This is a genomic window from Acutalibacter sp. 1XD8-33 (assembly GCF_003612555.1).
Taxonomy (GTDB): Bacteria; Bacillota; Clostridia; order Oscillospirales; family Acutalibacteraceae; genus Acutalibacter.
The window spans coordinates 1-10704 of record NZ_RAZF01000053.1 but is presented as its reverse complement, the minus strand read 5'-3'; the positions used below and the strand labels follow the sequence as shown (position 1 = coordinate 10704).

Genomic DNA, 10704 nt, shown 5'->3' with positions numbered 1-10704 from the left:
CGGCCCTGGATGCTGCCGCATAAGTTCCGCAAATCTTTGAGTTGAATGTGTCAACTGATATTGACAAGATCAAAGTAAACCGTATCAAAATTTCTGCCACAAAACGGAACAGCAGCAGTCAAAGCGAAACTGCAATAACATCTAAAATCAGACAAATTTCACACCAACAAAAAAGGTGTACCGCAGGTAAGTTTCAACCTTCCCTGCAGTACACCTTGATGTGTATAACCATTCCGTATTTTTCGTTTTTTGCATATATACAGTTTTTGTTTTTTTCTAAACATGACCTGTCCCTCTCTGCCATCTTTTACAAAAAAAGAGAACAGCGTTTTATACTCAAATAAAACCACTATTCCCTAATTTATGAATTACATATTTATGTCATAAAGATTGCATTATCAACCACCATTAGCGTTTGTATTGAATATATAAAACTAATCTTATGACTTCTTTGTAAAATCTAAAAGCTATGTTTTGTATAATTTATGTAAAATTTGAATTTTTTAGGAAATCTGCATCACATCATTTTTATCCTCTTGCAAAAAAATCTGTATGATTGTTCCTTCTCCAGGGCTGCTCTGTAAGTCAATCTGACCATTCAAATACTGTACGGCGTGTTTTACAATAGAAAGTCCCAGCCCCGTTCCACCCGACTCTTTAGAACGGCTCTTATCCACTCTGTAAAACCTCTCAAATATCCTTGCCTGATGTTCCGCCGGAATGCCAATTCCTGAATCCTTTACAGAGATCACAGCCTGATTTTCCTCCCTGCTTACAGAAACCTCCACCATACCGCCATCTTTATTATATTTGACAGCATTATCGCAAAGATTAAATATAATTTCCGTCAATAACCGCCGGACACTTTTTATCCTGACTGTTTCCCCTGTCACAGCAATTTCAATATCCTTTATCGCTGCTATATCCGCCAGCCCCGCAGCCACATCCGTTGCAACCTCATATAAGTCAACATTTTCAAAAGGCATATCGCACCCCTCGTCTAATTGGGATAAACGGATAATATCATCAATCAATGTTACAAGCCGCCCTGCCTCTGTGCGGATATGCCCTACAAAACGTGCCATATCCTCCGGTTTTACAAGACCATTCTCCATTAACTCCGCACTTCCCATGATTGATTGCAGCGGCGTTTTCAGTTCATGTGATACATTGGCAGTAAACTCCCGCCTGTTCCTTTCTGCGAAAGCTTCTTCTGTTATATCAAAGGCAAGGACAACCGCCCCGATTACAGTACCATTAGATTCAATGCGGTTGACATGGAGCTGATACTCTTTTCCCTCACGTTCTATGCGGATTTCGCTGTGTCCGTTTGAAAATGCGTCCTGTATAGCATGGCTCACATCATGGTTCCGCTCCACTGTCAGAAAATCTTTACCTATGCAGGATTTTTTTGTATGGAACAGTTTCAATGCTGCGGGATTGATGTTCAGAATGATGTTTTTTTCATTTAAAAGCACAAGTCCTTCCGTCATGCCCTGCGTAATCTGTGTAAACTCATCATTCTTTCTCTGAAGTTCCGACAACTGTACATCTATCTGCCTATGCTGTTTATTGATACGGTTTAATAAGGGCGCTAATTCTTCATAGGTATCATTTTCCAGCGGTTTTTCCAAATCAAGGCTGTTTAATGGCTCCATGATATGTTTGGAAATCCGGCTTGCCAACACTCCCGACAACACAAGGGCCACGGCAAGCACAATTAAAATCGGCTGTATCATTCCCAATACAAGCAACCAAACAGTAGCACTGCTAACCGAAATTCTAAGGACAGAACCATCGTTAAGCCTTCTGGCACAGTAAAGCGTTTTTTCCAGGAGTGTCGTGGAATAGCGCAGGCTTTTTCCTTCGCTGTTCTGTAATGCCTGCCTGATTTCCTCCCTGTCCGCATGGTTTTCCATACTTTCCTCGTCGGACTGTGTATCATATATCACATCGCCGTTCCCGGCAACCCATGTCAGACGGTACTGATTTGATTGTAATTCCTCAAGATATTCCTGCCCGTTCTTCTCAACGGCTGCGGCTGCCAAAGACAACTCATCTTCTAACTGTTTCCCCTGAACATCACTGAAATAACTGTAAAGACACCCCATGATGATAACAAGGCTCGCCATCAGGACAGCCGCCGCCACAATCATAATAGACTTAAAAATTTTCTTTGTCATGCCTGCACCTCTAATCTATATCCAACGCCACGCACTGTTTCAATCATTTTCCCATAATCCCCCAGCTTCACACGCAATGTACGGATATGCATATCAACCGTCCTTGTTTCACTGATATAATCCGCACCCCATACATCATTAAAAAGCTGGTCACGGGTAAATGCAATTCCCGGATGAGAGAGGAACAGACGGAGAAGTTCAAACTCTTTTAAAGTAAGCTGTATCCTTTCTCTGTCAACGGTAACAGTATGCTCGTCTAAATTGACAACAAGGCCGCCTGCCTTCAAAAGATGTTCCACTTCTGTGGGATTGCATCGGCGAAGTACAGCTTTCACGCGGGAAACCATTTCCATCATTCCAAAAGGCTTTGCAAGATAATCGTCCGCACCTAAATCAAGGCTCTGAATTTTATCGTACTCCATGCCCTTAGCCGTTGCCATGATAACGGGAATCCTGCAAGTGTCGGGACTGTCTTTCAGAAATTTCAACAATTCCACGCCGTCCTCTCCGGGCAGCATAATATCAAGGATAATCAAATCCGGCTTATCCGTGGCCAGCGCATCACGAAAAGCCGCCGCATCCGAAAAGCCTGTTGCTTCAAAATCTGTAGAATTAAGCGTGTATACCTCAATATCCCTGATACTTTCATCGTCCTCTACGCACCATATTTTCATAAATTTTCTGCTCCTTTGTGTTTTCCTGTTACAGAAAAAACCACCCACTCTGCAATATTTACCGCATGATCCCCAATACGTTCAAAGTATTTGGCAATCATCAGTAAATCTAATGCGTATCCTCCATTTGTCGGCTTTTCTGCTATCAGTTCAATCAATGATGATTTGACCTGCAGGAATAAATCGTCAACCACATCGTCACGGTCAATCGCCGCATCAGCCAGCGCAACATCCTGCTTTACAAAGGCATCAATGCTTTCTGTGACCATTTGGCTCACCGCATCAGCCATAAAACGGATATGTTCACATTCCCCGCCTGTCCGCCCGTCAAGAAATGTAATAATTTCTGCAATGTCCGCCGCCTGCGTTCCAATACGCTCCATATCGGTAATCATTTTAAGGGCTGCGGAAATCTGCCGCAAATCCCCTGCCACCGGCTGTTGCTGTAACAACAGTTTCAGGCACAGCGTTTCTATTGTGCGCTCCATATGGTTAATTTCCCCGTCAAGGGATATAACCTTATCTGTCAGCTTCACATCGCCCGCAGAGAGCGCCCTTGAAGCAATTGCAATCGCTTCCTCACACATTGCCCCCATCCTCGTAAGCTCATTATTAAGCGTAGCAAGCTGTTCATCAAAACGACTTCTCATTATCCAAACCTCCCCGTAATATAATCCTCTGTCCGCTTGTCTTTTGGCTGCTCAAACATCTTTTCCGTATTTCCATATTCAATTAAACTACCGAGGAGAAAGAATGCAGTATTATCGGAAATCCGTACAGCCTGCTGCATATTGTGCGTAACGATGATAATAGTATACTTATCTTTCAGTTCCATTGCAAGTTCCTCAATTTTAGATGTGGAAATCGGATCAAGGGCGCTTGTGGGCTCATCCATCAGAAGCACATCCGGTTCAACCGCTAATGCACGGGCAATGCAGAGCCGCTGCTGCTGACCTCCCGACAATCCTAATGCCGATTTTTTCAGCCTGTCCTTTACTTCCTCCCAGATTGCAGCTCCACGCAGGGAGTGTTCTACGATATCGTCCAGTTTTGCTTTATTTTTTATGCCATGTGTCCTTGGTCCATAAGCAATATTATCATAGATACTCATCGGAAACGGATTAGGCTTTTGAAAGACCATGCCAATGCTGCGGCGAAGCTCATTGACATCAATATCTGCATCAAAAATATTATAATTCCTATAACACACTTCTCCCGTAATCCTTACACCAGTAATAAGGTCATTCATTCGATTTAAAGATTTAAGAAAAGTAGATTTTCCACACCCGGAGGGACCAATCAGAGCTGTAATGCTCCGTTCCTCAATTTCAATATTTATATCTTTCAAAGCCTGCGCACTGCCATACCAAAGACACAGGTCTTTCACTGTCATAACATTACTCATACAATTCTCCTTCTTTGGAAATATCTGCCCACCAATGCCGCCGACAAATTGATGAACATGGTCAAAATCATCAGGATAGCGGCAATAGCAAAAGCAATTCCAAATTCTCCGTTTTCCTTTGCATAGACATATAATGCAACTGTCAGTGTTGCCCCTGCACTGCCAAGCCCCTCAAAGATTCCATTCAGAGCGTGGGCAAAACCAGCCGTAAAAAGAAGTGCCGCCGATTCCCCAAGAATACGCCCGACAGACAGGATACAGCCCGTTATGACACCTTCAATACAGCCGGGAAGTACAACGGTATAAATCACACGCCATTTTCCAGCCCCAAGTCCGAAAGCACCTTCACGGTAACTTTGCGGCACCGTTTTCAGGCTCTCCTGAGTGGTACGCATGACCGTGGGCAGATTCATGATTACCAGTGTAAATGCCCCTGCTAAGAGGGAAGTTTTCATACCAAAAAACTGACAGAAAAACAGCATCCCCACAAGACCATAAATAATAGACGGAATCCCCGATAATGTTTCAGCAGTGTATTCAATCATTTCTACCAGCTTTTTATTTTTGGCATATTCCGTCAGATAAATTGCAGCACCTACCCCAAGAGGAAGAACCAATACCAAAGTTGCCAGCACAATATAAACCGTATTGAGAATATCCGGCAGAATCCCTATGCGGTTCGACAGATAACTCGGTTTTGTAGTAAGCAGTTCCCATGATACATTCGGCAGTCCTTTCCACAATACATAGCCGATTAAAAATAATACCAATGCACAGGTAACGCTCACGGAAATTCCCATCAGCACACGCATGACGGTAATGTATGCTTTCCTTTTAGTTGAAATAGATTGTTTTTGCATTTTCATTTACTCCTTACTATGTTTCAAAAAGAAATTCAACACGGCATTTATCAGCATGATAAAGAGGAACAGCACCAACGCAATGGAAAACAATGCCTGTTTTTGTAAACTCCCGTCAGCCGCATAGGACATTTCACTTGCCACGGCGGTTGTAAGGAAACGTACACTTTGAAACATCCCCGGCATATTAGGTGCGTTCCCTGCCACCATCATAATAGCCATTGCCTCTCCGATAGCCCTGCCAACTCCTAACACGACAGCCGCTGCGATACCGCTTTTTGCTGCCGGAACAGATACACGGAAATATGTTTCAACCGGCGTTGCTCCAAGTGCAAGGGAAGCATCCTCATATTCCTTTGGAACTGCTTCTAACGCCGTAAGCGATACTTTGATAATTGATGGTAAAATCATAATGGCAAGCACTATAATGGCAGCAAACAGACTTGCCCCGTCCGGAATATGAAAGAGGGTCCGTATCCCCGGAACAAGCACCATCATTCCTACAAGTCCATAAACCACTGACGGAATGCCCGCCAGCAGACTGACCGCCGTTTCTATAACAGTTTTTACTTTTGGCGGCGCAATTTTAGAGAGGTAAACTGCTGTCAGAAAGCCAACCGGCACTCCGATTACAATTGCACCAGCCGTACCGTAAATACTTGTGAGGATAAAAGGCAAAATGCCATATTGCGGCTGTGCTGCCGTAGAAGCCCACTTTTTCCCAAAAAGGAATTTCAAAACACCTATTTTACGGATAGCAGGAATACCGGATATGACAAGATAAATTGTAATTAAAAGCACACAGCCAACCGTAATCAGACCAAGTATCAGGAGAATGCCATGTATGGCATTCTCCATAAGCCGTTTTCTGTTTTTCATTTGACTCCACCTTTCAAAGCCTTTAGTTTACCGGCACAGCACCCGCAGATGAGATAATCTCATTTGCTTCAGATGATGTAATATAGTCAAAGAATTTCTGTGCAGCCTCCGAAAGTTCTACATTGCTCCTTGTAACTAATACAAAAGGGCGCTGCACTACATAACTTCCATCTTTGACTGTTTCCTCCGTAGGCATAATGCCGCTGACAGAAAGTGCTTTTACAGTTTCCTTTACGGACGCAAGGGAAGCATAACCGATTGCCGCCGGATTGCCTGCCACCGTTGTGATCACATCTCCGGTAGATGTAAGTTCCTGACGGTATTTGCAGACATCTTCCGTATCTGTAATGGATTCAAAGCCATCTCTTGTACCACTTCCCGCTTCACGGCCAATCAGTACAATTTCCAAATCATTACCGCCTATCTCCTTCCAATTCGTTATTTCGCCCCTATAAATTCTGCCAATCGTTTCAAGGTCAAGGTCATTTACCGGATTATCAGTATTTACAATAACGGCAATGCCATCAAGAGCCAGTATCGTTTCAGTCAACCCCTGTGCCTTTTCTTCATCCTTTAAGTTACGGCTGGAAAGACCAATATCACAACGTCCCTCTGCAACCGCTGTAACTCCAGAACCGGAGCCGGTAGGATTATATGTAAAGGTTACGCCGGAATTGTTTCCCTCAAAGGCTTCTCCCAAAGCGCCAATGACTTTTTCCATAGAAGTTGAACCGTCCGTAGATACCGATCCACTGACTGTTTTCCCACATCCTGTCATAGCAGTAAGCATAAGTGATACAATCGCAATAAGTGTGACAAATTTTTTCATGATACATTTTCTCCTTTTCTATCTGATATTTTTTGCTCTGTGATTATTATGATAAGTGCTGTCTGTAAAATCAAAAACACAACTTTTGTCAAATATTTGTAAAATTTGCAGACTTATCATTAAAGACCGCATTATGGAAAAGTGCATAACTGGCTATTCCGTCATGGATAACTGTGTTCACAGCACATGGAAAAGCAAAGTGCAGCTTTCCCACATCCTGTAAACACAGTTACCCACAACTCCATAAAACAGGCAGTTATACACTTTCCCACAATGCCTACGCCTGCGGAATCCATCTCATTCGTTCCTCTTTTATAACTTTTAGACAATATGTCCAAAAGTGAAAAGCCCTGCATATCATACACAGAGCCATTCTAATCTTTTTCCCTCTATATAGGGCATTGACTTTCCGTAAAACTGATTTTACAGAGTTATACCCGCCTTTCTTGCAAAGTCGGCTTTTTTCGCAATAATTGACGATTTTTTTCTTTTGAAAGGCAGTTGAATACTTCCTCATAGATGATATTATCTAACTGCATTTTCTTTGCTGTCAGATACAGTGTTGTATCGAACTATTCCTGCCAAAGAGCATCAAACAATGCTCTGCCGTCCGTGAAAGTTGCATCTTCTTCAAAGCCATGCGGCGGCTTGTAATATTTCAGCTCCACAAAGCCGTATCTGCCCGCATCAAGCACCACGATTTTCTCCATCTCGTACAGTTCCGCAAACGCATCAGTTACTTTTTGGCACTTTGCACGTTCTTCCTCTGTAATATAAACTTGTTTTTCCATATTACTTTTGCCTCCATGATTTAGATATAAACCATCTCATTTTTAACTATTTCCTCTGCCCGATATCGGATACTGTTCATCTTCTGAACCCATTCCCATTGATTTTTTGCTTTTAATTCCTCCGTCACTCCTTCGACAATCTTCATCTGTTCCATGATAATATCTAACCGTTTCTCTGCCTGCTCATTCAAATCGGCAAGATATGTCCACAATTCACAAGTCAGTAATAATGCTGTGTAACGTGCTGAATGTTCCTGCTTCAGATAATCCCGATGTAGCCGACCAAAATATCCAATCGGACGGTTTTCTTCCGGCAGTTTCAAATCAGGGATATAATAATCCCCTGCCAGTATATAATCAATACCATTTTCCGTTATCCGTTCCTTTAATTCACTCATACTTTTCCTCCTGACATACTTTCGTTTTGGTTGATTCAACCCATTATTCCCTTATATACTTTTTCAGACGTACAGAATTGTACCAGATAAAAAGAAATAAAAAAGACATGATTAGCTGAATTGTCGGCTGATCGTGTCCCTGTTCTGTTTATTTTTGTTTTGGGCAGCCAACTCTTCACGAATAAGTATGGCATATCTTTCCCCAATTTCTGATAATTGAGAGAGTGGGAGGTTTCCCGCCCCCGGCTCTCCCCGGTGTTGTAAGTGTCAATGGTTTCTTTTCCCAGGGCGGCGGCTAACTCCTTTAAGGTGGTGGGTTCTTTGCCGCCCAGAAAGATGGAAGTGTCCATATTTCCGATGATGGTGTCGGCGTTGTCCTTGTAGATGGCCTTCAGCTGGGACTGCGCCTGCAATACCAGACAGGCGGAAATCTCCCGGCTTCGGATGGTGGCTACCAGCTTTTCCAGCTTTGGAATCTGCCCGATGTTGGCGCACTCGTCAATCAGGCAGCGCACATGGACCGGGAGCCTGCCGCCGTACACATCATCCGCTTTTTCACAGAGCAGATTAAACAGCTGGGTGTAGCACATGGAAATCAGGAAGTTAAAGCTGTCATCGGTATCGCTCATAATGAGAAATAAGGCGGTTTTTTTGTCCCCCAGGGCGTCCAGTTCCAGCTCGTCATAGGCTGTGACCTCCCGCAGCTCGGCAATATCGAATACCGCCAGCCGCGCGCCGCAGGAAATCAGTATAGATTTTGCGGTTTTACCCGCCGCCAGCTTGTATTTTTTGTACTGCCGCACCGCGAAATGGTTGGGTTTCTCGGATTCCAGCGCGTCAAACATCAGGTCAACGGGGTTTTTGTATTCCTCATCGTCCTCCCGGACCTCCATCGCGTTAATAAACTCAATCAGGGTGGAGAAGTTCTGTTCCTCCACCGGGGCCTCATAGTGGATATATCCAATCAGGGCGCAGTACAGCAGCGTTTCCGCTTTGACCCAAAAATCGTCACCGGCTTTCCCCTCGCCCTTGGTGTTGGCGATTAAGGTTGTCACCAGCTTCAAAATGTCCTTTTCGCTGTGGATATAGGCGAAAGGATTGTATTTCATGGATTTTTTGAAGTTGATGGTATTCAGCACCTTGATCCGGTACGGTTCATAGATGGTTTTGCCGTTCTTGTCCTTCATGGGCTTTCCGTCCTTATCCAGCTTCGGCGCGCCCCGTTGGAGCAGCTTTCCACATTCGACCAGGATTGTGCCTTTTGGTAATGTCAAGTAGGGAACAAGAAAAAGTGTATCTTCTTTTTAGTTGGTTACACTGTCCTTGTCGTTTTCGATAAGCCGCACTACCTTGTCCGTAAAGGTTTCCCGGCTCGTTTCGCTGAAATGGATATGTATGTCAAAGGTGGTATTCCCTATCCGCTTCACAAGGTCGGGCTTCGCGTCCAGAGGGGCGGCGGTGCGGCTGGTCTTGCTGGTGTCATGGTTCATAGGCTCTCCTTTCCGTTCATCAATCCCCTTAACCGTTCCATTTTCCCCTGTGCCGTGGCTTTCCTGATGTTCTCCCCGGTAATGCAGACAGGGCAGCACATTTCAAGCAGACGGTCATAAATCCGGGCATGGGCGGTGTCCTCCGGGTTCTGCAATTCTTCCAGCGTCAAATTTGTTGTGACAATCAGCGGCTTTCTGCTGCGGTATCGGCTGTCAATCACGTTGTAAACCTGTTCAAGCCCGTATTCTGTGCCACGCTCCATGCCGAAATCGTCAAGGATAAGCAGAGGGAAGCTGCAAAGGCGGGCTATGTACTCGTTACGGTCTTTGAAGCTGGCGGCAAGGTCATTGAGTATCAAGGCAAAGTTCGTCATACAGACGGAAACCTCTTTCTCCATGAGGGCGTTGGCAATACACCCGGCGAAATAGCTCTTGCCTGTGCCTACTTTGCCCCATAGCAGATAGCCGATATTCTCTGCTTTCATTTCCTCCCAATGTGCCGCATAGAAGTGCGCCTTATCCATTTGGGGGCATTTGCCGTTGTCATTTTCAAAAGTCCACTGGCGCATAGCGGCGTTGGAAAATCCCCGGCGTTTCAGTTCTTTCACGGTGTCGCGGTGCTTGCGCTCCCGGTCGGCGGCTTCCTGCTTTTCCCGGCGTTTGCGCTGGCAGTCACATTCTTTCGGGTGTCGGTCACGTCCGAAAAGCCCTTTTCCCTCGGTGAAGTAGGCTTCTTTGGGCTGGCGGCAGCTCCCGCAGTATAAAAGCCCGTCCTCGCCCGTGTAGTCCTCCAGCTCTGGTTCTGTTTCTCTGGCAAGCCGGAAAATAGCGTTGTCATAATCGCTCATAAAATCGTCCTCCTTGTTCATGGTCTTTTCCACGCCCTGTTTACAGGGCGTTGTATCTCTGCTGTCAAAGGCTCTCGCCCCCCTTGTAGGAATAATCAGGGATTCCCTTTTTCGGGTTCTCCTTTTTCTCCCTGTCCGCCCATCTGTAAAGCGTGGCGGCATGGCTCACATAATCATTCCCGCTGGAAGCAATATACCGGCTCATTTCCTCGATAAGTGTCAACGCCAATTTGAAATTGTAAGAAAACGCCGAAGAAATTTTGTAGTTTTTCGGCGGGGGGGGGTAACAAAACTAAGCGTTTCCTTGCTCAAAAAGAGTGTTCACGATTTGCTGTTTCTGGCGCATG

At 44.8% G+C, this 10704-nt stretch carries 11 protein-coding genes and 2 pseudogenes; all 13 read right to left on the bottom strand.

Translation table 11 applies throughout. The features are described 5' to 3' along the window. Positions 1-503: 503 nt before the first annotated feature. The gene (locus tag D7X94_RS17255; protein ID WP_120429024.1) at positions 504-2183 is read right to left on the bottom strand and encodes a sensor histidine kinase; all 1680 of its coding nucleotides are present in this window, start codon (positions 2181-2183) and stop codon (positions 504-506) included. Further along, positions 2180-2857: a winged helix-turn-helix domain-containing protein gene (locus D7X94_RS17250; RefSeq protein ID WP_120429022.1), complete on the bottom strand. Its 678-nt coding sequence runs from the start codon at positions 2855-2857 to the stop codon at positions 2180-2182. Before D7X94_RS17250 ends, D7X94_RS17255 begins: the two co-directional genes overlap by 4 nt. Continuing rightward, complete coding sequence (gene phoU, locus D7X94_RS17245) at positions 2854-3507, bottom strand: phosphate signaling complex protein PhoU (RefSeq protein ID WP_120429020.1); 654 nt, start codon at positions 3505-3507, stop codon at positions 2854-2856. Before phoU ends, D7X94_RS17250 begins: the two co-directional genes overlap by 4 nt. Continuing rightward, positions 3507-4262 carry a phosphate ABC transporter ATP-binding protein PstB gene (gene pstB, locus D7X94_RS17240; protein WP_016216482.1) on the bottom strand — a complete coding sequence of 252 codons (756 nt, stop codon included), beginning with the start codon at positions 4260-4262 and terminating at the stop codon, positions 3507-3509. Before pstB ends, phoU begins: the two co-directional genes overlap by 1 nt. Beyond that, positions 4259-5122, bottom strand: a complete 864-nt coding sequence (pstA, locus tag D7X94_RS17235; RefSeq protein WP_016216483.1) for a phosphate ABC transporter permease PstA — start codon at positions 5120-5122, stop codon at positions 4259-4261. Before pstA ends, pstB begins: the two co-directional genes overlap by 4 nt. A gap of 6 nt (positions 5123-5128) precedes the next feature. Next, positions 5129-5980, bottom strand: coding sequence for a phosphate ABC transporter permease subunit PstC (gene pstC, locus D7X94_RS17230; protein WP_442857926.1), 852 nt, complete (start codon positions 5978-5980; stop codon positions 5129-5131). Positions 5981-6023: 43 nt separating this feature from the next. Next, positions 6024-6830 carry a phosphate ABC transporter substrate-binding protein gene (locus D7X94_RS17225; protein WP_016216485.1) on the bottom strand — a complete coding sequence of 269 codons (807 nt, stop codon included), beginning with the start codon at positions 6828-6830 and terminating at the stop codon, positions 6024-6026. Between the two features lie 572 nt (positions 6831-7402). Continuing rightward, positions 7403-7621 (bottom strand): hypothetical protein, encoded by a 219-nt coding sequence (locus D7X94_RS19400; protein WP_243111376.1) that lies wholly within the window; start codon positions 7619-7621, stop codon positions 7403-7405. A 20-nt stretch (positions 7622-7641) separates the two neighbouring features. After that, positions 7642-8019, bottom strand: coding sequence for a TnpV protein (locus D7X94_RS17215; RefSeq protein WP_016216487.1), 378 nt, complete (start codon positions 8017-8019; stop codon positions 7642-7644). A gap of 191 nt (positions 8020-8210) precedes the next feature. Continuing rightward, positions 8211-9293: pseudogene (locus D7X94_RS17210) on the bottom strand (VirD4-like conjugal transfer protein, CD1115 family); the annotation flags it as partial. A 30-nt stretch (positions 9294-9323) separates the two neighbouring features. Further along, positions 9324-9509 carry a transposon-encoded TnpW family protein gene (locus tag D7X94_RS17205; protein ID WP_016303740.1) on the bottom strand — a complete coding sequence of 62 codons (186 nt, stop codon included), beginning with the start codon at positions 9507-9509 and terminating at the stop codon, positions 9324-9326. Then, positions 9506-10357, bottom strand: a complete 852-nt coding sequence (locus D7X94_RS17200) for an ATP-binding protein (protein ID WP_120429026.1) — start codon at positions 10355-10357, stop codon at positions 9506-9508. Before D7X94_RS17200 ends, D7X94_RS17205 begins: the two co-directional genes overlap by 4 nt. A 64-nt stretch (positions 10358-10421) precedes the next feature. Beyond that, positions 10422-10571, bottom strand: a pseudogene (locus tag D7X94_RS17195) (replication initiator protein A); the annotation flags it as partial. Positions 10572-10704: the final 133 nt, after the last annotated feature.